General features: G+C 69.6%; 16 protein-coding genes. 6 read left to right on the top strand and 10 right to left on the bottom strand.

What is annotated here, in order from left to right:
* The 6 genes from guaD to ABD255_RS22910 all read right to left on the bottom strand — a co-directional run bounded on the left by guaD (position 1) and on the right by ABD255_RS22910 (position 9,592).
* Positions 1-1,308, bottom strand: coding sequence for a guanine deaminase (guaD, locus tag ABD255_RS22935; protein WP_344217214.1), 1,308 nt, complete (start codon positions 1,306-1,308; stop codon positions 1-3).
* The gene (xdhC, locus tag ABD255_RS22930) at positions 1,295-2,152 is read right to left on the bottom strand and encodes a xanthine dehydrogenase accessory protein XdhC (protein ID WP_344217212.1); all 858 of its coding nucleotides are present in this window, start codon (positions 2,150-2,152) and stop codon (positions 1,295-1,297) included. The genes guaD and xdhC overlap by 14 nt, the downstream gene beginning before the upstream one ends.
* Positions 2,149-4,521: a xanthine dehydrogenase molybdopterin binding subunit gene (xdhB, locus tag ABD255_RS22925; RefSeq protein WP_344217209.1), complete on the bottom strand. Its 2,373-nt coding sequence runs from the start codon at positions 4,519-4,521 to the stop codon at positions 2,149-2,151. Before xdhB ends, xdhC begins: the two co-directional genes overlap by 4 nt.
* The gene (locus tag ABD255_RS22920; RefSeq protein WP_344217207.1) at positions 4,518-5,960 is read right to left on the bottom strand and encodes a xanthine dehydrogenase small subunit; all 1,443 of its coding nucleotides are present in this window, start codon (positions 5,958-5,960) and stop codon (positions 4,518-4,520) included. The genes xdhB and ABD255_RS22920 overlap by 4 nt, the downstream gene beginning before the upstream one ends.
* The gene (uraD, locus tag ABD255_RS22915) at positions 5,957-7,885 is read right to left on the bottom strand and encodes a 2-oxo-4-hydroxy-4-carboxy-5-ureidoimidazoline decarboxylase (protein ID WP_344217205.1); all 1,929 of its coding nucleotides are present in this window, start codon (positions 7,883-7,885) and stop codon (positions 5,957-5,959) included. Before uraD ends, ABD255_RS22920 begins: the two co-directional genes overlap by 4 nt.
* Positions 7,886-8,026: 141 nt before the next feature.
* Positions 8,027-9,592 carry a PucR family transcriptional regulator gene (locus ABD255_RS22910; RefSeq protein ID WP_344217203.1) on the bottom strand — a complete coding sequence of 522 codons (1,566 nt, stop codon included), beginning with the start codon at positions 9,590-9,592 and terminating at the stop codon, positions 8,027-8,029.
* A gap of 138 nt (positions 9,593-9,730) precedes the next feature.
* Between ABD255_RS22910 and ABD255_RS22905 the strand changes: the two genes are divergently transcribed.
* The 6 genes from ABD255_RS22905 to ABD255_RS22880 all read left to right on the top strand — a co-directional run bounded on the left by ABD255_RS22905 (position 9,731) and on the right by ABD255_RS22880 (position 16,631).
* On the top strand, positions 9,731-10,555 hold the full coding sequence (locus ABD255_RS22905) for a hydroxypyruvate isomerase family protein (protein ID WP_344217201.1): 825 nt from the start codon (positions 9,731-9,733) through the stop codon (positions 10,553-10,555).
* A gap of 22 nt (positions 10,556-10,577) precedes the next feature.
* Positions 10,578-11,462: a 2-hydroxy-3-oxopropionate reductase gene (locus ABD255_RS22900; RefSeq protein ID WP_344217199.1), complete on the top strand. Its 885-nt coding sequence runs from the start codon at positions 10,578-10,580 to the stop codon at positions 11,460-11,462.
* Positions 11,462-13,237: a glyoxylate carboligase gene (gene gcl, locus ABD255_RS22895; RefSeq protein ID WP_344217197.1), complete on the top strand. Its 1,776-nt coding sequence runs from the start codon at positions 11,462-11,464 to the stop codon at positions 13,235-13,237. Before ABD255_RS22900 ends, gcl begins: the two co-directional genes overlap by 1 nt.
* Complete coding sequence (locus ABD255_RS22890) at positions 13,237-14,355, top strand: glycerate kinase (RefSeq protein WP_344217195.1); 1,119 nt, start codon at positions 13,237-13,239, stop codon at positions 14,353-14,355. Before gcl ends, ABD255_RS22890 begins: the two co-directional genes overlap by 1 nt.
* Positions 14,356-14,463: 108 nt before the next feature.
* Entirely contained in the window at positions 14,464-15,801 is a 1,338-nt protein-coding gene (gene allB, locus ABD255_RS22885; RefSeq protein WP_344217193.1) for an allantoinase AllB, read from the top strand.
* On the top strand, positions 15,798-16,631 hold the full coding sequence (locus tag ABD255_RS22880) for a bifunctional allantoicase/(S)-ureidoglycine aminohydrolase (RefSeq protein WP_344217191.1): 834 nt from the start codon (positions 15,798-15,800) through the stop codon (positions 16,629-16,631). Before allB ends, ABD255_RS22880 begins: the two co-directional genes overlap by 4 nt.
* Here ABD255_RS22880 and ABD255_RS22875 read toward each other — a convergent pair.
* The 4 genes from ABD255_RS22875 to recC form a co-directional block, all read right to left on the bottom strand.
* Positions 16,601-17,242: a SecDF P1 head subdomain-containing protein gene (locus tag ABD255_RS22875; RefSeq protein WP_344217189.1), complete on the bottom strand. Its 642-nt coding sequence runs from the start codon at positions 17,240-17,242 to the stop codon at positions 16,601-16,603. The two genes, ABD255_RS22880 and ABD255_RS22875, sit on opposite strands and share 31 nt — an antisense overlap.
* Positions 17,243-17,438: 196 nt before the next feature.
* Positions 17,439-19,214, bottom strand: a complete 1,776-nt coding sequence (gene recD / locus ABD255_RS22870; protein ID WP_344217187.1) for an exodeoxyribonuclease V subunit alpha — start codon at positions 19,212-19,214, stop codon at positions 17,439-17,441.
* A gap of 115 nt (positions 19,215-19,329) precedes the next feature.
* A complete protein-coding gene (locus tag ABD255_RS22865; protein ID WP_344217185.1) occupies positions 19,330-22,626 on the bottom strand; it encodes a UvrD-helicase domain-containing protein in 3,297 nt (1,098 codons plus the stop codon).
* Positions 22,626-25,943, bottom strand: a complete 3,318-nt coding sequence (gene recC / locus ABD255_RS22860) for an exodeoxyribonuclease V subunit gamma (RefSeq protein WP_344217183.1) — start codon at positions 25,941-25,943, stop codon at positions 22,626-22,628. The genes ABD255_RS22865 and recC overlap by 1 nt, the downstream gene beginning before the upstream one ends.
* Positions 25,944-26,023: the final 80 nt, after the last annotated feature.

Below are 26,023 nucleotides of genomic sequence, written 5' to 3'. Positions count from 1 at the left end.
TCATACCTCCAGAGGGGAATCGTCGTCGACCTGCAGCAGTTGCCCGTCGATCCAGACAGCGCGAACATCCGCAGGCGTGCCGAGCGTGAAGACCCGGGCCAGAACGTCCTCGGCGTCGGCGGCGTGAGTGATGCCAACAGCCAACGGTGAACCCTCAGCCGGACGCAGCAGTTGGGCATCGAACCGCTTGCCGACGCTCAGATCACCGACCTCCGCGCTGAGCCCGAGTGCCTCGGCACCGGCCGTCGTCGCCAGGTGCAGCAAATGCGCGGCAGTGAGCGGATGACCGCGATCGCCGAGCAACTGCTGGCAGAAGTAGGCCTGCAGCCCTTCCTTCAGCAGCGAGAAGCCGGTGCCGGCGCCGACGTCCGAGCCGAGCGCGACGCGGACGCCATGATCGAGATGCCGGCCCAGCGGGAACAGCCCGCTGCCCAGTACGGCGTTGCTCGTCGGGCAGTGGGCAACCGTCGCACCGCTCTCGGCGAGCACCTTGAGCTCGACATCGGTCGGGTGGACGTTGTGGGCGAAGATGCTGCGTCGGTCGACCAGCCCGTGCCGTTCGTAGGTGCTGACGTAGTCGCTTCCACCGAACAGTTCGGCCACGGCGGCGATCTCCGCGTCGTTCTCGTTGAGGTGCGAGGTGAACAGCGCACCCGGGATCTCTTCCAGCACGGTGTGGCAGGCGGCGAGCAGGTCGTCAGTGCAGGAGAGCGAGAAACGCGGCGTCACGGCGTACCGGTTGCGGCCGACGCCGTGCCACCGCGACGCCAAGGCGAGCGATTCGGTGTGCGCCTGGGCCGGGGTGGTCAACAGGTCCGGCCGCAGGAGCCGGTCGCTCACGACCAGACCGCTGGTGATCCGCAGGCCGACCTGCGAGGCGGCGGTGAAGAGCGTGTCGACGGCGGATGCGAAGTGGGCGCCGAAGACGAGCGCGCTGGTGGTGCCTGCCGCAGCGAGGCCTTGGACGAATTCGCCGGCCACCCCCGCGGCGTAGCCGGCGTCGGCCATCTTGGCTTCCTCCGGCAGTGCGTACTTGTCGAGCCACTCCAGCAGCGGCATGCCCATCCCGCCGACCGCCCGGATCTGGGGGAAGTGCACATGCGTGTCCACGAATCCGGGAAGTACCAGCCCGCCGGTCAGGTCGACAACCTGCTCGGCCGGATGCGCGCGACGGATGTCGGCGTACGGGCCGCGGGCGGTGATCACCCCGTCCTCAACCAGTACCGCGGCGTCGGTGTCCACGCGCAGCGCGCCACCGGTGAACGGGTTCTGCGGTGTGTCGAGGAACGTGCCTCTAAATACGGTCATGCGTTTGCCTCACGTGGGCCGGCGCGGGGTTGCGCTCGGCGGCGAACAGGTGGAGTAGCCAGGCCGCCGCGCTGACCGCGATCGTGGCCGGCTCCTTGCCGGTCAGGTCGGGCAGGCCGATGGGCGTGGTGATCTTGGCGATCGCCTCGGCCGGAATGCCGTCGTCGGCGAGCTTGCGGCGGAACCGCGCCCATTTGGCGCTGGACCCGATCAGGCCGATCGTGGCCAGGTGGCCGCTGCGGAGCGCCGCGTCGCAGAGGGCGGCGTCCTCCGCGTGGTCGTGCGTCATCACCAGCGCGTGCGTACCCGGTGGCAGCTCGCCGACCACCAGTTCCGGCAGTACTGGGACGTGGTGAACGTGGACATTGGCGACGGCGTCGTCGAGTACGGACAGTCGCTCGGACGTCAGTTGGTCGGGGCGCGAGTCGACCAGGTGTAGCTCGACGTCATGCCGGGCCAGGATCCGGGCGAGCTCGAGCCCCACGTGGCCCATCCCGAAGATCGCCACGGACGGAACCACTGACAGCGGTTCGAGCAGCAGTTTCACCTCGCCGCCGCAGCACTGAACCGCCTGCTGGAACGGCGCCTTGTCCGAGAGCGCGAACTCCAGCACCTCAGGTTCCGTAGTACCGGCCGCGAGCAGCGCACGCGACCGCTCGACGGCGACCGCTTCCAGGTTGCCGCCGCCGACGGTCGCCCACACATTGTCCTCGGCAACAACCATCTTGGCGCCGGCGTCGCGGGGCGCGTGTCCCCGGACCGACATGACGGTCACGAGTACGCCGGGCCGGCGCTGTTCGCGCAGTTGCTGTACTGCCTTCATCCATTGCATCTCCGTGCTCACCCCCCACTCGATCCGACTGCCTCGAGGTGCTTCACCGGCACCGACGAGCGGGCCTGATCCAGCGCCCAGTAGACGGCTTCGGGAGTGGCGGGCAAGGGCAGTTCGACGCTCGTCCCGGCCGGGCCGAACGCCGCCGCGGCCTGCCGCAACGCCTCGCGCACGGAGAAGGCGAGCATCAGCGGCGGCTCGCCAACCGCCTTCGAACCGTAGACAGCGCCGTCCTCGTGCGCCTTCTCCAGCAGCCGGACGTTGAAGACCTCCGGCATCTCCGAGAAGCTGGGCAGCTTGTAGGTGCTGGCAGCCTGCGTGGCCAGCCGGCCGCGGTTCGGCCCGTCGCTCTCGTCCCAGCGCAGATCCTCCAGCGTCAGCCAGCCGGCGCCCTGGACGAAGCCGCCCTCGATCTGGCCCAGGTCGATCAGCGGGCTGAGGCTGTCGCCGACGTCGTGGACGATGTCGACCCTGCGCAGCGTGTACGCGCCGGTGAATCCGTCGACCTCCACCTCGGAGGCCGCGACGCCGTACGCGAAGTACTTGAACGGCTCGCCGAGCATGGCGACGGGGTCCCAGTGCAGCCCTTCGGTGCGGTAGAAGCCGGCCGCCCACAGTTGGACCCGCTGGTGGTAGGCGTCGTGGACAACCTCCTCCCAGCGCAGGCTTTCGCTGGTGGAGGACAATCCGTGGAGGCTGCCGTCCGTGATCCGCACGTCACGCGCGCTGATGCCGAGCCGGCCGCCGGCGACCTGGGCGAGACGTTCGCGGATCTGCTCGCAGGCGTTCTTGATCGCGGCCCCGTTGAGGTCGGCGCCGGAACTCGCCGCGGTGGCCGAGGTGTTCGGCACCTTGTCGGTGCGGGTCGGCGCCAGCCGCACCCGTTCCAGCGGTACGCCGAGGGTGGTGGCGGCCACCTGCAGCATCTTCGTGTGCAGGCCCTGTCCCATCTCGGTGCCGCCGTGGTTGATCAGCACGGAGCCGTCCTTGTAGACGTGCACCAGCGCGCCGGCCTGGTTGAACGCGGTGAGGTTGAACGAGATGCCGAACTTCACCGGCGTCATCGCCACCGCCCGCTTCGTGTGCGGGTGGTTCGCGTTGAATCGCTCGATCTCAGCCTGCCGGTGCTCGACCTCCGCCGATTGGAGCACCTCGCTCCAGCAGGCTTCCAGCCGTTCAGCATGCCGCACCGGCTGCCCGTACGGCGTGGCGTGGTGTGACTGGTAGAGGTTGCGACGGCGCAGTTCCATCGCGTCGTACCCGAGCAGTGGCGCGCACCTGCCCAGCAACTCCTCCACGACGAGCATGCCCTGGGGCCCACCGAAGCCGCGGAAGGCCGTCTGGGAGGTCTTGTTCGTCTTGGCGATCCGGCCGTCGACGCGGACGTTCGGGATCCAGTACGCGTTGTCGATGTGGCACATCGCGCGGGCCAGTACCGGCTCGGACAGGTCCAGGCTCCAGCCGCCGTCGGCGGTCAGGGTGGCGTCGAGCGCCACCAGGTGGCCGTCGTCGTCGAAGCCGGCCCGCCACTCGGTGTGGAAGCCGTGGCGCTTGCCGGACATCGTGACGTCCTGCGTCCGGTTGAGCCGCAACCGCACCGGCCGGCCGGTCAGGGTCGCGCCGAGCGCCGCGATGGCGGCGAACCCGTGCGGCTGCATCTCCTTGCCGCCGAAGGCCCCGCCCATCCGGAGGCACTGCACGGTGACCGCGTGGCTGGCGAGGCCGAGGACGTGGGCGACGATCTCCTGCGTCTCCGACGGATGCTGGGTGCTGCTCTGGACGAAGATCTGGCCGGCCTCGTCGACCTGGGCCAGCGAGGCGTGGGTCTCGAGGTAGAAGTGCTCCTGGCCCGCGAACTCGAACTCGCCCCGGAACAGGTGGGCCGCCCCGGCCAGCGCGGTCTCGACGTCGCCGTGGTCGAGGTGCCGCCCGGTGCCCTGGAAGTTGCCTGCGGCAATCGCTTCGCGGACCGTCACGATCGACGGGAGTTGCTCGTACTCGACCTCGACGGCCGCGGCGCCGAGCCGGGCGGCCTCCAGCGTCTCGCCGAGCACCCAGCAGATGGCGTGCCCGTGGAACATCACCTCGGTCGGGAAGAGCGGCTCGTCGTGCTTCACGCCGGCGTCGTTGATGCCGGGCACGTCGTCAGCAGTCAGGGCCAGGACCACCCCCGGTACGTCGTACGCGGGCTTCACCCGGAGGGCTGTGATCTGAGCGTGAGCGTGCGGGGACTGGACCGGCCAGGCGTGCAGCACATCACGAGTACGCCCGACGAGGTCGTCGGTGTAGAGCGCTTCGCCGGTGACGTGCAGCGCGGCACTCTCGTGCGGCAACGGCAGGCCGACAACGGCTTGCTGAGGTCGTTCGGACAGTGAGCTCATGCGCTGACCCCCTCTACCTCCAGGTGCTGGGCATAGAAGCGGAGCAGCGACTGACCGAGCATCGCCGAGCGGTAGGAGGCGCTGGCCCGGTGGTCGTCCATGGGCGTGCCCTCGGTGGCCATCACCGCCGCGGCCTCGCGAACTGTCCGCTCGGTCCATGGCCGGCCCGTGAGCGCCTCCTCGGTCGCTCGCGCGCGCAGCGGGGTGGCAGCCACACCGCCCAGGCCGATCCGGGCCCGGCTCACGAAACCGTCGACGACCTCGACGCTGTAGCCGACCGCAACGCTCGAGATGTCGTCGAAGCGCCGCTTCGCGATCTTGTGGAAAGCGCTGAGGGGTGCCAGGGGCAGCGGGATCAGAACCGCCCGGATCAGTTCGTCCGGAGCCTTCAAGGTTTCCCGGTATCCGGTGAAGTAGTCAGCCAGCGCGACCACTCGCTCGCCGCGGCGGGACGCCAGTACAAGCGAAGCCTCGAGCGCCAGCAAGGCGGGTGGGGCGTCGCCGATCGGTGACGCGGTGCCGAGGTTGCCGCCGATCGTCGCGCCGTTGCGGATCAGCCGCGAGGCGAACTGCGGGAACATCTGGGCCAGCAGCGGCACCCGGCCGGCGAGCAACCGCTCGATCTCGCTCAACGTCAGGGCAGCGCCGATCCGGACCTCGTCGGGCCCGAAGTCGAACTCCCGCAGTTCGTCCAGCCGGTCGACGGCGATGACCAACGGCGCCCGTACCCCGCGCAGGTTCACCTCGACCCCGACATCGGTCGACCCCGCCACGATCTGGGCGTCGGGTCGCTCGGTCAGCAGTCCGAGTACGGCGTCGAGCGCCGCAGGCCGGTGGAACTCCGCTCCCGCCACGGCAAGCTTCGTGGGCGCAGGCGGGGGAGGCGGGCTGGACCGGCGCGCCGCGAGTACGTCGTCCGTCGCCGGATCACCGAGCGCGTACGCCGCGTCCCGGAGCGGGCGATAGCCGGTACACCGGCACAGGTTTCCGCTGAGCGCGTGCAGGTCGAACCCATTGGGTCCGTGCTCGTGGTCGCACGGCTCGCCGGCGGTCGGCGTACGGTCGGGGCGGTAGTACTCCGCGGCCATGCTGCAGACGAAGCCCGGAGTACAGAAGCCGCATTGCGATCCACCCCGGACGGCGACCTCCTGTTGCACCGGGTGCAATGCGCTGCTCGAGCCCAGGCCCTCCGAGGTGATGACCTCCTGGCCGTCGAGGGATCCGACCGGCAGCAGGCAGGCGTTCACCGCGGTCCACTCGGTAGGGCTGTCGATCCCGGGCCGGGCGACGAGGATCGAGCACGCGCCGCACTCGCCCTCGGCACAGCCTTCCTTCGCTCCGGTCAGCCCTCGGTCGCGGAGCCAGTCCAGCACGGTGGTGTGGATCGGCACGCCGTCGATGGCGAGGTCGCCGCCGTTGACCTTGATCGTCGTACTCATCGGTTGCTGCTCCAGCGGGTTCGCGCACTGTGGATGGGGTTGGCGTCCTGGAGGAAGTCGTCGAACCGGTACCCAGCGATCTTCGCGATCTCCAGCAGGGCGGCGGCGTGCTCCTGGTTCTCGCAGTTGCCGAGCCGGTCGCGGCCCTGCTCGACGATCCGGTCGAACGAGTCCGCGTCCCGCACAGAGATGACCAGGGGGAAGCCGAAGCGGTCGCGGTACGCCTCGGTGATCGCGGTCAGTTCGTCCCGCTCCGGCTCGGCCAGGTAGGTCAGCCCGCGGGCGGACTGGTCCCGCAGCGACGCCTCGCCGCTGAGTCCGTCGGCGACGAACTGCGAGCCGAGCTGCGGGTAGGCCTCGATCAACTGGCGCTGCTCGTCGTGCGATCCGGAGAAGAGCGCCTCCTGGAACGAGCGGCGCAGCGCGTGGGTGTCGGCGAACGGCCGCATCTCCCAGGCGCGTTCGACCATCCAGCGCGGCCCCTGGAACAGGCCGGCGAAGGTCTCCACGAACTCGTCGCGGGTCATCCGGTTCACCTGGTCCAGCCGCACGGTGCCGTCGCCCGGCTGGCCGGCCACGGCGGGCCCGAAGTCCTTGCCGACGTGGTGGAAGACGAGGTTGAGGCCGATCGCGGTCAGGCTGCCCAGGGTGATGCCGCTGCCGAAGATGATCTCGGCCCAGCCCGGCACGGCCTGGGCGACCTGCGGCTGCGCGGTGACGTACATGGCCAGGCCGACGCTGGTCGCCACGATGACCACGTTGCGGTGGTCGTGGAAGTCGACCTTCGCCAGGGTCTGGAAACCGACCACGGCCACGGTGGCGAACATCGCCAGGGCGGCGCCGCCCAGGACGGGGTGCGGGATGCCGGCCACGACGGCGCCGGCCTTGGGCACCAGGCCGAGCAGGATCATGATCACGCCGGCCGCCGCGACCACCCACCGGCTCTTCACCCGGGTGAGCCGGACCAGGCCGACGTTCTCGGCGAAGCACGTGTAGGGAAAGGAGTTGAAGACCCCGCCGATGGTGGTGGCCAGGCCGTCCGCGCGCAGGGCGCGGGCGATGTCCTCGCGGCCGATCCGCTTCTCGACGATCTCGCCGGTCGCGAACACGTCACCGGTGGTCTCGACCGCGGTGATCAGCATGACCACGACCATCGAGATGATCGCGGCGACCGAGAACTGCGGCCAGCCGAAGTAGAACGGTGTGGTGACCCCGACCCAGCCCGAGTCGCTGACCGCGCCGAAGTGGGCATCTCCGAGGGCCCAGGCGACCAGCGTCCCGACGACCAGGCCGACCAGGACCGCGACTGTCGCCATGAACCCCTTGAAGACCCGCTGGATGAGCACGATCAGCGCGAGCGTTCCGAGCGCGTAGGCCAGGTTCTTGCCGCTGGTCGGGTCCGAGGTCGGTCCCGCGCCGCCGGTGGCGTCGGCGGCCGCGACCGGCAGCAGCGCCAGTCCGATGATGGTGATGACCGAGCCGGTGACCACCGGCGGGAAGAACCGGATCAGCCGGCTGAAGAACGGCGCGATCAGGAAGGTGGCCAGACCGGCGACCAGCACCGCGCCGTAGATCACCAGCAGCCCGTCGGTCCCGCCGCCCGCGGCCAGTCCGATCGCGATCATCGGCGAGACCGCCGTGAACGTCACGCCCTGCAGCAGCGGCAGCCGGACGCCGACCTTCCAGAACCCGACGGACTGGATGATCGAGGCGATGCCGCAGGTGAAGAGGTCGGCGTTGATCAGGTGCACGAGTTGTTCGGTGCTGAGCCCGATCGAGTTCGCCAGCAGGATCGGGACGATCACCGCGCCGGCATAGAACGCCAGCACGTGCTGGGTGCCGTAGACGGCGAGCCTGCCCGGGGACAGCACCTCGTCGACAGGGTGACGGGGAGCGCGGCGGCTTGGTCGCAGGACTGCCTTCATCGGACACCTTCCAAGGGGTCGCGGCGGATCTGACCTGCACGACAGCTTGGGCTTCGGGCCTCGCCGGGGGCTATCGACGAACCTCCGAATTTCGCCCGCTCGGACGGGTCCGGATCTGTGCGATCACCCAAACCGGACGGTTCAGAGCGACTTGAGGGCCAGGAAGACGTCGACCCGGTCCTCGAGCGACGACAGGTCGCGACCAGTCAGTTGCTCTACGCGTTCGATCCGGTAGCGAACGGTGTTGACGTGCAGGTGCAGCGACTCCGCGGTCCGGGCCCAGGACCCCGAGCAGGCCAGGAACTCCTGCAGCGTGGCGATCAAGTCGGCCTTGGTCCGGCGGTCGTGGTCGAGCACCGGCCCAAGCACGCGATGGGCATAGGTCCGCCGGACATCGTCGGGGACCGTGGCGAGCAGGAGCACGTGCGACGCGACCTCGTCCGACGTCACCACCGACACCGGCGTGGTGCCGGCCAGAGCCACCCGGTGCGCGAACCGCGCCTCCTCCATCGCGCCGGCCAGGGCGTCGACGGTGGTCTCACCGCTGACGCCGACGGCAAGTCTCGCCCGCGCCAAACCGGGGGAGAGCCGGCCGAAGGCCCGGCGGAGCAGCGCGGGGAGTTCGGGGGATGAGGGCAACAATCCGACCAACAGGCCATCACGCCCCGGCGCGACGATCGCGGGGCCGACCGTGAGCGCGACATCCTCGAAGACGCTGACCGCGACCTCGGTCGGCCCGTCCTCCCGAGGCAGGTGTTCATGGTGCTGAGGCGAGGGCGGGATCAGTTCGGCCACGGCGACGACCATCGGCCGGTCAGAATGCGCACCTGCCTGCCGCAGGCGGGTGGTGACCTCGCTCAGCGGACCGCCGGACTCGACCAAGCCCAGCGCATCGACCACCAGAGGTCGTAGCGCCAGGCGGCCCTCGTCCCGGCGTACGCGGTCCAGGGCAGTGATGGCGCACAACTCCTGCACCGCCTCGACATGATCGCGCGGCCATTGGGTGTGATCACCGTCGATGACCAGCAGCCAGGCGGTCAGCCGGTTGCCGAGCCCCGATCCAACCGGGAACACGCTGTACGCCGTGCCGCCGGCGTCGGCGACGGCCGGGGTGCGTTCGGCGGTGAGGAACCGCCGGGTGACCGCGTCGAGGGTCTGGCCGTCCAGCTCACCAGGACCCGGTACGACGTGCCGCCCGGTGGAGGTGATCACCCGGCAGTCGTGCCCGATATCGGCGGAGATCCCGGCGGCGAGTTCGTCGAGGGAGCGGCCGGAGGCGATCGCCGAGAGCAACTGACGTTGTCGCACCAGACTCGCGGACAACCGGGCTCCGGTGTCGGCGGATCCTGCCGCCGCGACGTACTCGGTCACGTCGGCGAAGGCGACCTCCGTGGGCACCTCGACGAGGGTGACCTGGTGGCGCCGGCAAGCCTCGAGCAGGTCGTCCGGGATCGCGCCGAGCAGGGCTTTGCCCGCCAGGATCGTGGTGGCTCCGCGCCCGGCCACCGAAGCGACGAAGGTCTCGCTGTCCGCGGGGCTCCGGCGCCAGACCAGACCGGTGAGGACCAGTTCGCCGCCGTTGAGGTAGTTGCCGGGTTCCAGCAGATCGGTGGTGACCAGGCGGCCGATCGGGCGGTCGGCACCCTCGGCGGCATGCAACAGACGAAGCCCGAGTTCGGGCGCGTCGAACAGCTCGGACAGCAGCATGACGCACCTCCCTTCACAACAGCCTCTTGGAGGAACGTACAACGCCCACCCCGCTTGACGCCTTCGGTCACGGCAACTTATCGTCCTTTCGCAGAATAGAAAACTACTTCCACAATGCGGAATACACGAGAGGACGCCATGAGCCACAAGCTGCGCTACGCGGTGAACTGCTCGATCCTGTTCACCGAACTGCCGCTGCTGGAGCGCCCGGCCGCCGCCCGGCAGGCCGGATTCGAGGCCGTCGAGTTCTGGTGGCCGTTCGCCGAGGCAGTGCCGCCGGACACCGGCGTCGACGCGTTCGTGACCGCGATCGAAGCGGCCGGTGTCCAGCTGACCGGTCTCAACTTCTTCGCCGGCGACATGCCCGGCGGCGACCGCGGCCTGGTGTCCTGGCCGAAGCGATCCAGCGAGTTCCGGGACAACATCGACGTCACGGTCGGCATCGGTGAACGACTCGGCTGCCGGGCCTTCAACGCGCTCTACGGCAACCGGGACGGGAGTCACTCCGCTGACGAACAGGAGGAGCTCGCCGTCGAGAACCTCGGTCTGGCGGCACGTGCTGCCGCTCGAATCGACGCGACAGTGCTGGTCGAGCCGGTGAGCGGGGCGGAGCGGTATCCGCTGCTGACCGCCGACGACGTGCTGTCCGTCATCGATCGCGTGGAGGCGGCGTACGGCGTACAGAACCTTGGGCTGCTCGCCGATCTCTACCACCTCGCGGTGAACGGTGACGATGTCGATCGGGTGATCGCTCAGCACGCGGACCGAATCGCGCACGTGCAGATCGCCGACGCACCCGGCCGCAACGAGCCCGGTACCGGCGCGCTTGCGCTCCAAGCCCAGATGGCCGCCCTCGCGGCCCGCGGCTACACCGGCTGGGTCGGCCTGGAGTACAAGCCGGCCACCAGCACCGTCGACAGCTTCGGCTGGCTACCGCGCGAACGCCGCGGCCTGGCCGGCTGACCCCACCATTGGAGATTCAGACATGACGAACATCGCCTTCATCGGCCTCGGCATCATGGGCAGCCCGATGGCCGTTCATCTCGCGAACGCCGGGCACCAGGTCGCCGGCTACAACCTCGATCCCGAGCGGGCCAAGCCGTTGGTCGACGCGGGTGGACGCGCGGCCGACTCGATCGCCGACGCCGTCAAGGGCGCGGACGTGGTCTGCGTGATGGTCCCGGACTCACCTGACGTCGGGCTGGTCCTCGCCGGCCCGGGCGGGGTCTTCCAGAACGCTCAGACCGACGCCCTCATCATCGACTTCTCCAGCATCCGGCCCGACGTCACCATCGAGCTCGCGCGCCAGGCCCGCGGGCACGGCTTCCGGCTGCTCGACGCGCCGGTGTCCGGTGGCGAGGCCGGCGCCAGGAACGCGGCGCTGTCGATCATGGTCGGCGGTGAGGCCGGTGACTTCGAGGCTGCCAAGCCGCTGTTCGACGCCGTCGGCAAGACCGTCGTCCACGTCGGTGGTAGCGGCTCCGGCCAGACGGTCAAGGCCGCCAACCAACTGATCGTCGCGGCCAACATCCAGGCGGTGTCGGAGGCCCTGATCTTCCTGGAGGCGTACGGCGTCGACACCAAGGCCGCTCTGGAGGTGCTCGGCGGGGGACTGGCCGGTTCGGCGGTGCTGAACCAGAAGAAGGAGAACATGCTGTCGCGCTCCTTCCAGCCCGGCTTCCGGATCGACCTGCACCACAAGGACATGGGCATCGTCACCGCGGCCGCGCGCGAGGCCGGCGTCGTCGTACCGTTGGGTGCGCTGGTGGCTCAACTGGTCGCCTCCGCGCGCGCCAACGGTGACGGCGGCCTCGATCACTCAGCGCTGCTCCGCGGCGTCGAGCGGCTGTCCGGAAAGGCGGCAAGCTGATGGCACGCATGCGCGCGGTGGATGCCGCGGTTCTGATCCTGGAGAAGGAAGGAGCCGTCCAGACTTTCGGTCTGCCCGGCGCCGCGATCAACCCCTTCTACAGCGCGATGAGGAAGCACGGCGGGATCAAGCACGTACTGGCCCGCCACGTCGAGGCTGCCTCGCACATGGCCGAGGGCTACACCCGGGCCAAGGCCGGCAACATCGGCGTCTGCGTCGGTACGTCGGGCCCTGCCGGGACCGACATGATCACCGGTCTGTACTCCGCTTCGGCCGACTCCATCCCGATCCTGTGCATCACCGGCCAAGCACCGGTGGCGAAGCTGCACAAGGAGGACTTCCAAGCCGTCGACATCGCCTCGATCGCCAAGTCTGTCGCCAAGTGGGCCGTGACGGTGATGGAGGCTGCCCAGGTCCCGGGGACGTTCCAGAAGGCCTTCCAGTTGATGCGCGAGGGCCGGCCGGGTCCGGTGCTCGTCGATCTCCCGGTGGACGTCCAGTTGGCCGAGATCGACTTCGACATCGACACCTACGAGCCGTTGCCGGTGGCGCGACCGGCAGCGACCCGAGCTCAGGCGGAGAAGGTGCTGGCGTACCTCGACGACGCCGAGCGGCCGTTGATCGTCGCGGGCGGTGGAGTGGTCAACGCCGACGCGGCCGACGTGCTGGTCGAGTTCGCCGAACTGGTCGGGGTGCCCGTCGTACCGACTCTGATGGGCTGGGGCTCGATCCCGGATGATCATCGGTTGGCCGCCGGGATGGTTGGCCTGCAGACCTCGCACCGGTATGGCAACGCCACCTTGCTGGCTTCCGATTTCGTGCTCGGCATCGGCAACCGCTGGGCCAACCGGCACACCGGCTCGGTGTCCACCTACACCGAGGGCCGGAAGTTCGTGCACGTCGACATCGAGCCGACCCAGATCGGCCGGGTGCTCGCGCCGGAGTACGGCATTGTCTCCGACGCGCGCGCGGCGCTTGAGGTCTTCGTTGAGGTGGCCAAGGAGTGGGCTGCCGGAGGGAAGCTGAAGGACCGTTCTGGCTGGGTGGAGGAGTGCCGGGAGCGGCGGACCGCCCTGCAGCGCAAGACGCATTTCGACGCTGTGCCGATCAAGCCGCAGCGCGTGTACGAGGAGATGAACCGGGCGTTCGGACCTGATACCCGCTACGTGAGCACCATCGGGTTGTCGCAGATCCAGGCGGCGCAGATGTTGCACGTCTACCGGCCGCGGCACTGGATCAACGCCGGCCAGGCGGGTCCGCTCGGCTGGACGTTGCCGGCCGCGCTGGGTGTCGCGACCGCCGACCCGGACAGCACCGTCGTGGCGTTGTCGGGTGACTACGACTTCCAGTTCCTGATCGAGGAGTTGGCGGTCGGCGCGCAGTTCAACATCCCCTACATCCACGTGGTCGTGAACAACTCGTACCTGGGGTTGATCCGGCAGGCGCAGCGTGGGCTGGAGATGGACTACTGCGTGCAGCTGTCCTTCGAGAACATCAACAGCCCGGAGGTGAACGGTTACGGCGTCGATCACCTGAAGGTCGCCGAGGGGTTGGGTTGTAAGGCGCTTCGGGTGTCCGAGCCGGACGAGATCCTGCCGGCGCTGGAGCAGGCGAAGAAGTTGCTGGTCGAGTTCCAGGTGCCGGTCGTGGTGGAGGTCATCCTGGAGCGGGTGACGAACGTGTCGATGGGCACGGAGATCGACGGCGTCGTCGAGTTCGAGGAGCTGGCTGAGCGGCCCGAAGATGCTCCGACGGCGATCGCGCCGCTCCGCTGATGGTCAAGGTGATCGTTGCCTCTGACAAGTTCAAGGGCACGCTCAGTGGTGATGAGGTCGCGGCCGCGGTGCGTGATGGCGTACTGCGGGTCCGCGGTGATGCGGTCGTCGAATCGGTGCCGGTGGCCGATGGCGGCGAGGGGACCCTCGGCGCCGCGGTTGGCGCGGGATTCGAGCTGGTGCCGGTGACCGCCAGTGGACCCACCGGCGAGCCGGTCCGCAGCGGATACGCCCGGCGTGGCGAGGTCGCTGTTGTCGAGCTCGCCGACGTGTCTGGGTTGAGCCGGCTGCCCGGAGGTGAGCCGGCGCCGATGACCGCGACCTCACGCGGTACGGGCGAGTTGGTGGCGGCGGCGATCGACAGCGGCTGCACGCGGGTGATCCTCGGTATCGGCGGTAGCGCGTGCACGGACGGAGGAGCCGGTCTGGTCCGCGCCCTCGGTGCACGGCTGGTCGACGCCGCCGGTGAGGAGATCGCCGAGGGAGGCGCCGCGCTGACGTCGGCGGTGTCTCTCGATCTGACGGCACTCCGCGAGCAGTTGCAGGGTGTGGAGATCGTCGTTGCCTGCGACGTCGACAACCCACTCACCGGCCCCACCGGAGCCGCGGCGACCTACGGACCCCAAAAGGGTGCCGACCCCGCACAGATCGAGCAGCTGGACACCGCCCTCACCCACTGGGCAGACCTCGTAGCCCACGCAACCGGCCGTGAGCTGCGTGATTCGGACGGTGCGGGTGCGGCTGGGGGAGTGGGGTTTGCGGCGATGGGGGTGCTGGGGGCGGAGTTGCGGCCGGGGATCGAGCTTGTGCTTGAGCTGGTCGGCTTTCATCAGCGGCTCAGTGGCGTCGACCTTGTGGTGACCGGCGAGGGGTCGTTGGACGAGCAGACGTTGCACGGGAAGGCAGTTGCCGGGGTGGCTGCGGCGGCCAAGGCGGTGGGGATTCCGGTGGTTGCTGTCTGTGGTGCCAACCGACTCGATTCGGCCCGGCTACAGCAGGCCGGCATCGGCGCGGCGTACGCGCTGACCGATCTCGAGCCCGACGTCCGCCGGTGCATCGCCGACCCGGTCCCGCTGCTGCGGCGTCTCGGTGAGCTGATCGCGGCCGATCTACGATGAGTTCAACCGAGAGGGGCGTCGCGTGAACGAACGAAGAGAGTTCATCATCAAGCACCGCCCGGCTCGTGTCTCATCCACGCCCGGAGCGAAGCGAGGACGTGGATGAGCATGCTGGATCTGGTTATCCGGGCCCGCAGGGTTGTCAGTACCTCGGGCGAGGTGTCGCTTGCCGTCGGCATCAAGGACGGCCGGATCGCCACGATCGAGCCCTACGAGTCCGCCCTCGACGGCGCCGACCAGATGGAACTGGCCGACGACGAGGTGCTGATGCCAGGCGTGGTGGATTCTCACGTCCACGTCAACGACCCTGGGCGCACCGACTGGGAGGGCTTCACCAGCGCGACCAGGGCGGCCGCGGCGGGTGGTGTCACCACGATCATCGACATGCCGCTCAACAGCATCCCCCCGACCTGCGACGTACCGGCGCTGGAAATGAAGCAGAAGACCGCCGAGCGCCAGGCGTACGTCGACGTCGGCTTCTGGGGCGGCGCTATTCCCGGCAACCTCGCCCAGCTACGGCCGCTGCACGAAGCAGGTGTTTCCGGCTTCAAGTGCTTCCTGCTGCATTCGGGCGTCGACGAGTTCCCGCCGCTGGACGCGGCTCAGCTCGAATCGGCCATGCGTGAGATCAGTTCGTTCGACGGGCTGCTGATCGTGCACGCCGAGGATGCCCACAGCATCGACAGTGCACCGTCGGCGAGTGGCGAGAGCTACCTCCGCTTCCTGCGTTCCCGGCCGCGTGAGGCGGAGAACGCCGCGGTGGCCGAGGTGATCGACCTCGCCCGCCGGACCGGCTGCAGGGTGCACATCCTGCACGTGTCCAGCGCCGAGGTCCTGCCGGTGATCGCAGCAGCCCGACGCGACGGTGTACGGATCACCGCCGAGACCTGTCCGCACTACCTGACGTTCAGCGCCGAGGAGATCCCCGACGGCGCGACGCAGTACAAGTGTTGTCCGCCCATTCGTGAGGCCGAGAACCGGGAACTGCTCTGGGAAGGCCTGCGGGACGGGGTGATCGACCTCGTGGTCTCCGATCACTCGCCTTCGACGGTGGACCTGAAACACCTGGACACCGGCGACTTCGGCACGGCCTGGGGCGGCATCGCCTCCCTTCAGGTCGGTCTGCCGGCCGTCTGGGCGCAGGCGCGCGAGCGTGGCTTCAGCCTCGTCGAGGTCGCCCGCTGGATGTGCCAGGCGCCGGCAGCGCAGGCCTCGCTGCCACGCAAGGGAAAGATCGACCTCGGCTACGACGCCGACTTCTGCGTCCTCGCGCCCGACGAGACGTTCGTGGTGGACGTCAACGCCCTGCACCACAAGAACGCGATGACGCCGTACGCCGGGCGGTCGCTCGCCGGCGTGGTTCGCAGTACCTGGCTGCGCGGCGAACCCATCGACATCCACGCCGACCCACGAGGCCGGCTGCTCACCCGAGGAGACGACCGATGAACCAGCCGCACTACTACTCCCCGACGGGTGGGCTGCCCGCGCAGACCGAGCTGACCACCGACCGGGCTGTCTTCACGGAGGCGTACGCCGTACTGCCGCGCGGCACGATGCGCGACATCGTCACCAGCCGGCTGCCGTTCTGGGAGAACACCAGGCTCTGGGTGCTCGCGCGGCCGCTGTCGGGCTTCGCCGAGACGTTCTCGCAGTACATCGTCGAGGTCGCTCCGGGCGGCGGCAGCGACAAGCCGGAAACCGACCCCGGCGCCGAGGCCGTCCTGTTCGTTGTCGACGGCAACCTCGCACTCACGGTCGCCGGCGAGAAGCACGACCTCGCACCGGGCGGTTACGCCTTCCTGCCCCCGGCCGCGGACTGGACGCTGCGCAACACCAGCGACCGGGTCGCCACGTTCCACTTCGTCCGCAAGGCCTATGAGCCGGTGGAGGGCATCGACGCTCCCGAGGTCCTCGTCACCAACGAGGTCGAGGTCGAGGGCATCGAAATGCCGGACACCGAGGGCCGGTGGAAGACCCAGCGGTTCGTCGATCCGCTCGATGTCCGCCACGACATGCACGTCAACATCGTCAGCTTCGAGCCCGGCGGCGTGATCCCGTTCCCCGAGACCCACGTGATGGAACACGGCCTGTACGTGCTCGAGGGCAAGGCGGTCTATCTGCTCAACAAGGACTGGGTCGAGGTCCAGGAGGGCGACTTCCTCTGGTTGCGGGCGTTCTGCCCGCAGGCCTGCTACGCCGGCGGTCCGACCCGCTTCCGCTACCTGCTCTACAAGGACGTCAACCGTCACCCCAAGCTGCCCCGCCAGTTCGGCTGACGCTCACGCAGGCGAGAACTAGCCGGTGATCTCGGCGGCGAGCTTCTCCGCGTCCTGCTTGGTAAGTTGGAGTTGATCTCCACCTTGCCGCCGGTGATCGCGGAGCTGACGACGGGAGCAGTCACGACCCGGCCGCGGACGACGATCGCGAGCTGGTTCTGCGGCGGGGTCTTCGCCGCCAGGTCCGTCGTGAGCCGCGCGAACAGTTGCGCGCCGTCGGCGTCGAGGCTCAGGGCGACATTCCAGGCGCCGGTGGGTCCGGCGGAAGTCGTCACGTCGGACACGTGGGTGCCGTCCAGTTCGACCTTGCCGAGGCTGTAGCGGGTGCCGTCCGGTCCGCAGGCGATTCCGTCGGCGGCCGGCGTCGTTGTGTCGCACGTACCCTGCTCGGCCTTGGTCACCGGGCGGAACTGCACAGCCTCCGGTGCCTGGGGCTTGCCGGCGGTCGTGTCCTCCCCAGACTCCGACTTGTCGGCACGCAGCAGTACGACGGCGCCCACTGCCAGCACGATGACCAGCACCAGACCGAGTACGACGACAAGCACCAGCGGGCCGCGATTCCGCTGCGGCGGGCCGTACTGCGGGGGCGGGAACGGGGTCTGCTGAGCCATGTCAGTTGATGCTAGGTGCCGGCGGAGTCACTGAGCGGAATCACCGGCGCCGCGCAGGCCGAAACATCGGCGCCGCCGCAGAGCGAACACCGGCGCCGTCGCAGGCCGAGTCACTGAGCGGAATCACCGACGGCGCTCCTGGCCGAGCCATCGGCGGAGTCGCTGGGCCGAGCCATCGGCGGTGTCGCTGGGCCCGTCACTGGTCCGGGACGCCGATCAGTCGCTGGCGGAGGCCGGTGGCTCGCAGCGCGCGCCGTGCCAGCGCGAGGCGTACGGACTCCTCCGTGCCGACGACCCGGACCTTGTCCTGGGCACGCGTGATCGCTGTGTAGAAGAGCTCGCGGGTGAGCAGCCGGGACTCCTCGCCCGGCATCAGCACGGTGACCTCGGCGGCCTGGCTGCCCTGCGCCTTGTGGATGGTCATCGCGTGCAGCGTCTCGACATTACCGAGCCGGCCGGGCGCGAAGTCGAGCCGCCCGCGGGCGCTGTCGATACACACCCGCAAGGATCCGTCCGGTCGCCGTACGGTGACTCCGACGTCTCCGTTGTAGATGCCCAGCCCGTAGTCGTTGGCGGTCACCAGCACCGGCCTGCCGACGTACCAGGTGTCCCAGAGCGGGTCCTCGGTCGCCTCGGTGATCCATCGCTCGACGGTCCGGTTCCAGTGGTTGACGCCCCACGGCCCGTCCCGGTGCGCGCAGAGCAGCCGGTGCCGGTCGAGTGCGGCCAGCGCGCGGACATCGTCGCCGGCTTCGGCGGCGGTCCGGATCGCGAGGGCGTCGGGAAGCAGCACGGCCCGCAGGCGCTCGCGCGGGTCCTCGTCCTCAACGAAATGCACCCGCTCGCCGCCGTCGCGGAGCAGACCGAGGACATCGTCGCGGCGATCCTCGCGCACCGCCAGCGCCAGGTCGCCGATCTCGCTGCCGAACCGGTGCGAGGTACGCAGTTCGGCAGCCTCGCCGTGCCCTCCGGCGACCAGCCCGGCGACCAGATCGGCGAGCACCGCGCCCGCCTCGATGGAGGCCAACTGGTCCGGATCGCCGACCAGGATCAGCCGGGCTCCGGGCCGGACCGCCTCCAGCAGCCGCGCCATCATCGTCAGCGAAACCATCGAGGTCTCGTCGACGACGACGATGTCGTGCGGCAGCCGGTTGTCGCGGTCGTGCCGGAACCGGGTCGACGAGTCGGGCCGTCGACCGAGCAACATGTGCAGGGTCCGGGCGTGAAAGTCGCCTAGCCTCTCGGCATCCTGCGTGGAGAGCCGTTCGGACAGCTCGTAGCGGACGGCCTCCTCCAAACGGGCCGCGGCCTTGCCGGTCGGCGCGGTCAACGCGATCCACGGACGCCGTTGGCCGGCGAGCTCGGCCTGCTCCGCGAGCAGGGCCAGCAGCCTGGCGACTGTGGTGGTCTTGCCGGTGCCCGGCCCGCCGGTGAGAACCGTCGTCCACTGCCGTACTGCGGTCTCGGCCGCTACCCGCTGCTCGTCGTACGACGCATCGGGAAAGAGCCTGGTGAGCCCTGCCGACAGGGCCGCCTCGTTGGGGATTACCGGCGCCGGTCGGGCGGCTCGGCGACGGAGGTCCTGCTCGACCTGCTGCTCCTCGCGCCAGTAGCGATCGAAGTACAGGAGATTGCCTTCGAGGCGCAGCGGTTGGGGTGGGGCAAGCAGAGGACTAGCCGCGAGCGCCGCGAGCCATCGGTCCAAATCTGGCCAGGCGAGTGCGGCGCCGTCCTCACCCACTTCGTCGCGCACCTCTGCGAGGTCGAGGCAGATCGAGCCTGCCCGCACTGCCCGCACCACAAGTGCACACGCCAGCGCCACCGACTCGTCGGTCTCACCCAGCATGGCAGTGAGTCTGCTCGCCACATGGATGTCAGCAGCAACCAGCACGCCCGCGTCATTGAAGTCGCGCAACCTCCCAGTGGCAGCGAGCGCCAGGGTCGAGTCGAACTCGTCGACGGCCGCGGTCATGGGGCCTCCCGGCCTGGACTGAGGAGCGGAGGGAGCGAAGCGACCGGAGCGACGAGGGAAGGCTGGGAGTTCCAGCCCCATGACCCGCGCGCCGGAGGCGCGCAATTCGACACGGTCATGTTGCTCTCCCGTCGAGCAAGTCGGACAACGCGAGTACTAGCGTCGGCGGCACCGGCCAGGTGAACACGCCGGCGGGATGATCGTTCACGAGTGGTGTCTCCGGGCCGCACATGCCACGCAGGTAGAGATAGACCACGCCGCCGAGATGAGTGGCAGGGTCGTACTCCGGCAGCCGCCAGCGTAGGTACCGATGCAGCACCACCAAGTACAGCAGGGCCTGCAGTGGATAGTCGGAATGCAGCATCGCGGCAGCCAGCTGATCGGGGCCGTAATCCGCGGAGGTAGCGGGCTGCTCGGGATCGCCGAGCCGGTTGGTCTTGTAGTCGACGACCACGAACCGGTGGCTGTCTCCGTGCGGCACCCGAAGCACCACGTCGATCGAACCGGTGAGGTAGCCGCGCAAGGTCTGTCGACCGAGCAGCGGCTGTTCGAGCCGGTCGGCGTAGGGGAGGAGCGGGTCGTCTGCAGCCAGGTGCGAGCGCAGTAGAGGCGCCAACTGAGCAAGCCGTACGTCGGCCGCGACCGCCTGATCTCCACCGGACAGCGGGATCTCAAAATCCAGCTCACGGAGTCGGTCGTTGAGACCGAGTTCGCCAAGGGTCAGCCCAGGCACAAGGGGCCCGAGTGGCGTGGTGTGCATCGGCAGCATCGCCGTCGCCAGAACATCAGGTGTCACCTCGACCCGCCACAACGGCAGTTGGTCGCGGACTCGTCCGGCCAACTCGGCGTGCAGGTCAGGTGCGTGCGGATCGGCCTCCTCCAGCACGGCATGCACCAGCGACCCGAAGGTCGCCCCGACCGGCAGTCCTTCCATCGGCGAAGGCATTGCCTCGGACGACGCGGTGTCCGACGTGGGCAACGGGTCCACGGACTCGTCCGCCAGTTCGTCCTCTTCGTGCTCGCTGGCGACGCCACCCACCTGCTGCTCGGCCGCACGGATCAACCCGGAGTACGACGTACGCCGCCAGGCGAGGTCGATCTCCCGGGAGAACAACCCGACACTGAGCCCGCCGGGCAACGCCTCGCGTCCGGGCTCGACGTGCTCCGCGACCACTGACTCCTCGACGACCGGTCCGCCGGCCTGCTGCCAGCGCCGCAACCAGATCAGCACGTCGTCGTCGGACGTCGCCCTGTCGAGGCTGTCGGGCACGACCGGGTCGCCCTGCTTGCGACCACGCAGCAGCCGGGAGATTCCGCCGTTGATCTCGTCCCAGGACGGCGCCCACCACGCCACCACCTGCGACTGCGCGCGGGTCAGCGCGACATAGGTGAGCCGGATGTCGTCTCCGGCGACCTCGGCCCGCCACCGCTTCTCGTTGGCCTTGTGGCCGCCGTGGTTCCGGCCGCCGATGTCGAGGCTCCGTACGCCGTTCTCGTGGAACAGCAGCAACTCGTCGTCGTCGAAGATGTGCCGGTTGAACCCGAACGGCAGGTACACGACGGGGTACTGCAGGCCCTTGCTCACCCACACCGTCATGATCTGCACCGCCGCGGCGTCGCTGTCGAGCCGGCGGGTTCGCTCTGTCGTCCGGCCCTTCCCGGTGCACTCCTCGCGCAGCCAGTCGAGCAGCGCGGGCAACCCGAACCGCTCGCGGTGCGCGGTCTCGTGCAGCAGTTCGGTGAGGTGGGCGAGGTCGGTCATGTCGCGCTCGCCGCCGCGCCAGGACAGCACGCGTTCTGCCATCCCGCTGAGCTGGGCGGCCTCGAACACGGCGGCGACGCCACGAACCCGCAGTTGATCTGCCCAAGCGCGCAGTGTCTGCCCGATCCGGTCGGTGAGATCGTCACCGCCCGCGTGCAGGCTGACCGCCGTCTCCCCGAAGAACATCGTGGTCGCCGCGGCCCGCACCAGGCCGGACCGGTGCGGTTGTTCGAACGCCTCGAGCAGGCACAGCCAGTCCTTGGCGGCCTGCGAGGAGAAGATGTCGAGGTCACCGGAGTAGACCGCGGGGACGCCGGCCTTCGCCAGCGCCTCGCGGCAGGCGCGTGCGTCCTTGTGCGCCTCGACAATCACCGCGATGTCACCCGCGCGGAGCGGGCGGTCGGCGTACGTCGCGCCGGCGGCGAGCAGGCGGCCGATGTCGGCGGCGAGGTCCTCGGCGATGTGGTCGCGCAGATCGTCCATCGCGATGCTCTTGCGCGTCGCCGAGCCGAACTGCTCCCGGCGCGCGACCCGGAGCCGGAACGGCGCATCGGAGGGGGCCCCGACGAGCCGGCTGCCCTGGTTGCTGGCGGCAACCTTGTGCACGACGATGTCCTGGTGGCCGAGCCGGGCGCCGCCGAGCACGACCTGCAGGCAGTCGACCAGCGGCTGGTCGCTGCGCCAGTTCTTGTCGAGGGTGCGCCTCTGCCGGGCGGTCCCGGCCGCCTGGAGGTACGTCTCGATGTCGCCGCCGCGGAAGGCGTAGATGGCCTGCTTCGGGTCGCCGATCAGTACCAGCGTGCTGTGGCCGTTGAACGCGGCGTCGATCACCTTCCACTGCACCGGGTCGGTGTCCTGGAACTCGTCGACCATCACCACCGACCAGCGGCGCTGCATCCGCTGCCGGGCTGGAGCCGCTGGATCCTCCAGCGCGGCCGCCAGCCGGGTCAGCAGGTCGTCGTACCCGAGAATGCCGAGCCGGCGCTTGCGACGTTCCATCTCGGCCAGTACCGCATGCGCGAACTTGACGCGGACGCCCTCCGGCGACACCTCGGCATAGGTCTCGGGCACCAGCCGGGTGTGCGGGTTGGCCACCACCTTGGTGGCGATCTCGAGCGCCGTGGAGCGGGTGATCGGCGGCTTCTCCGGAGAACTCCCGAAGTGCTGAAGGTAGAGATCGTCGACCACCTCGGCGACGAGGTCGCCGAGGTCTTCCACCAGGGTGACGCCGGCATCCGTGTCACCGGCGACGCCGAGCGAGCGCAGTACGAGTTGGCAGAACTGGTGGGTCGTCGCGATGGTGGCGGCGTCGAAGTTGGCCAGTGCGTCGCGGAGACGAGTGTGGCGCAAGGCGACTTCGTCGGCAGGGCCACGGACGAGGTGACCGAGGAGGCCGGAGTCGTCGAACCATGGGCTGGGGTCGGCCAGGGCTTGCTCGGCCTCCAGCAGTTGCGAGCGGACTCGTTCCCGAAGTTCCTGGCTGGCCGCGCGCCCGAAGGTGATCAGCAGCATCTCGTCCAGCCGGGCGTTGCCCTCAGCAACATAGCGGGTGACCAGCCCGGCGAGGGCGTAGGTCTTGCCGGTGCCGGCGCTCGCCTCCAGCACCGTGGTGCCCTTCGGCAACGGACCGAGCAGGTCGAAGGGCTCCATCACACGCCCCCCTGCTCGAAGCGCAGCATCGGCTCCCAGACCCGAGCCGCATAGGCGCCAAGTCGGGTCGGCTCGCCCGGCCGCTCCTCACCGGGTCGCGTCGGCTCCATGAGTGCCTTGAGCGGCGAGTTGGGCCCCCAGACGCGGACGTGTGCGAGATCGGCATTCTCACCGTCGTAGTTCCGCGGTCGCCACCGGCGATCGGCAGCGATCACCGGGTCGTCGTCGGTACGGCGGGCCTGGTGCCACGCGTACGAGGTCTTGAGTGGCAGCGGCAGCGGTTCTCGACGACCGGCGTCATAGACGGCGACCAGGTCGGCAAGCAGGGCACGGGCTTCCGCTCCGACCGGCCCGAACAGCCGCGCCGCGGGGTCGTTGCCTCGCCGCGCGCGGCCGATGGCCAAGCCTGTCCAGTTGTGGTCCTCGTCATTGGCCGACAGCGCGAGCAGTTGCAGCCAGGTGGCCAGCATTTGCTTGGCATCGAGCCGGGAGTAGCCGGCCGACACCAACCGGTACGCGTACACGCTCGGCACGGTGCCGGTGAGGCGCCGGCCGCCGCCGAGGTCGACGTCCACATCGAAGGCCTGCGGGCTCACCTGCCGATGCTGATAAGCGCTCACCGCGACCTTCCGGGCGATCTCACGGATCTCGGTCGCGGTCCGCCAGCCGAGCCTCCCCGGCGGCAGCGTGCCGCGTCGCCACTCGGCCTGCAGCGCCGCGTCCGGGTGAATGCCCGCCAGCATGTCGCGGAGCATCCGGTCGCCGACCGACCACTTCTCGAGGTTGTCGATCTCCACCGGCATCACGTCCGAGACACCGTCGACTTCCCACGGCAGGGTCAGGTCGAGGGCCCGGAAGAATCCTTTCACCGGATCACGGAAGAACCCCAGGAGTTCCGCCAGCGCGACGTTGCCGCCGCCGGCGGATGCCAGCGGCTCCGCCAGGAACTCCGGGCGCTGCGGCCGTGGTCCCGCTGCGGCGCGCGCCGCGACCAGCGCGGTCGGATCGAACGTGAAAGGTCCCGCAGTGCCGAGCCGACCGGGCTCCAGGTTCTTGAGGTCGAAGGGCTGCAGTGGGTGCTTCACCAGGACGGCTTCCCGGACCGCCGACTCGGTGGTGCGGTCGAGGGCATCGAGCAGTTCACCGAGAGGTACGGCGGGCGGCCGCGGCTGACCGGAGTACTCGTTCGCGCCGGTGTAGGTGATCACCAGCGACTCGGTGGCAGCGAGGATCGCGTCGAGCATGAGTTGGCGATCCTCGCTGCGTACGTCGCGCTCGCCGGTGATCGGGTGCCTCGCCAATACGTCGTCGCCGTCGGCGAGGCCGAACCGCGGGAACACCCCGTCGTCCAGCCCGAGCAGGCAGACCACCCGGTGTGGCACCGAGCGCATCGGCACCATCGTGCAGACGGTCAGGGTGCCGGTCCGGAAGTTGGCGCGGGTCGGCCGCCCGGCCAGGTGGGCCGACAACAGAGCGCGGACATCGGGCAACCTGAGTGGGGTGGCGGCGAGAGTGCCGGCGTCGGCGGCGACTCCGGCGAACTCGCGCTGGACCTGGCCGACCTGCCAGTTGTCGTCGACTCCGACCCTGGTCAGCCGGTCGATCCCGCCGCGGAGCGTGTCGAGCCAGTCCGCGAGCGGCCGCGCGCCGTCGAGGTGATCGACCACCGCCCGGACCCGATCGACGTACTCGGCGAACCGGCCGGCCAGCTCGATGTTCGTACTGCCGACGTCGTCGAGCGGCAGGGTGGTGTCGATCCAGGCGTGCGCGTCCGCGGACATCGTGACGCCGGTGAGCACCCGGTCCAAGCCGAAGCGCCAGGTGTTCTGCGGGAAGTCGGCCAGGCCGAACGCGTCGCGGTGGTCCCGGTCGAACGCCCAGCGGACGCCCGACTCGCGGACCCAGGCGGTGACGGTGTCGAGGTCGTCGTCGGTGAACCGGAACCGGCGGCGTACCGGCTCGGTCTGCGCGAGGTCGAGCACCTGGCTGGCCGTGGCCCTACTGCCGGCCAGATCGAGCAGCTGGGAGGCGACGCTGAGCAGCGGATTCGTCTGGGTGAGGGAGCGGTCGGCCAGCCGCACCCGGAGCCGGTGTGCCGGATGGCCGTCGTCGTAGGCAAGGTCTTCGAGTCCGAAGCGGGCGCTGATCAGCGGTGCGTAGGTCTCGATGTCGGGACACATGACGAGGATGTCGCGCGGCTCGAGGGTGGGGTCGGCTTGGAGCATCCCGAGCAACACCTCACGCAGTACGTCGACCTGGCGAGCCGCGCCGTGGCACGCGTGGACCTGCACGCTGCGGTCGCCGGCTGCTTGGTGCCGCCCGGTAGGGGTGACGGTGTTGGCGCGTAGGTCGTCTTGCAGCCAACCGAGAAGAGTGTCGGGCGCAGTTGGCGGCTGTAGGTGGTCGTCGACGACTGAGACGGCGGTGAGCGCCAATTGCAGCTCGCGGCTGTCCCTGCCGAGTGTGGCGAGCAGCGGGTGGTCCGCCGCTTGGTGACTCGTGTCGGCGGCCCGGTCGCCGGCGGTGGCACCCGCTGCCTCAAGGCGTTCCCACAGAGCGCCGCTGGGGTGTGGCAGCCACAGGTGTACGTCGCGGTGTTCCGCCAGCGCCGAGAGCAGCTCGACCTCCGTCATCGGCAGGCGAGTGTGCCCGAACAGCGATATGCGAGCCGGTAGCTGGAAGGACTCGGGCTGGTCGCGGAGCCGGGTGAGCGTGTCGGCGTGACGGGCGTGCGGTGGCAGTCCGTCGATGCGGTCGACCAGCCGGCGCCAGAGCTCGGGCTGCCAGCGCAGATCGGCGTCGACGGCGACCCCGCGGCCGTCGGTGTCACGCCCTTCGAGCCAGTCCTCGAGCAGGATCGGCCGCTGGACGGCGTACGCCGCGAAGAGGCGGGCCAGCCGCGCGGCGACGGCGTACCGGCGACCTTGGCGCAGTTCGGCCTCGGCGCCGGTGTCGAAATGACCGAGGTGCCGGGCGACTGGCTCACACCAGGCCTCGTCGAGCGAGTCGTCGAGGACAGCGAGCAGTGGCCAGGCCATTGCCTCCGCGGCCCACGGATCACCGTCGTCCAGGCCCAGCACCGCCGAGACCAGCGAGCGCGGCGACATGAACCGTACTCCGGCGCAGACCCCGTCCCGGGCCATCGGGGCGGCACCCAGTCGATGCGCGAGTCGCTGGGAGAGCCAACGCTCGACGCCCTTGGCCGGTACCACGATGAGCTCTTCGGCGAACGGATCGGCCAGCGGCACGGCGAGCAGGTCACCCAGTCCGTCGGCGAGCCCATCGGTGCGCTCGGCGCGGTGCAGGTACAGGGTCACCGAGGCAGCATGCCACGCGCGATCGACACCTCGTGGGATGGCCCTCCGCCGGACGACGACTACCGCGCGGGGCCCGACTG

The sequence above is a fragment of the Kribbella sancticallisti genome, assembly GCF_039530625.1.
In the GTDB taxonomy this organism is placed as follows: domain Bacteria; phylum Actinomycetota; class Actinomycetes; order Propionibacteriales; family Kribbellaceae; genus Kribbella; species Kribbella sancticallisti.
Note: the sequence above shows the minus strand (reverse complement) of the source record. Positions and strands in the feature narration are given on the sequence as shown.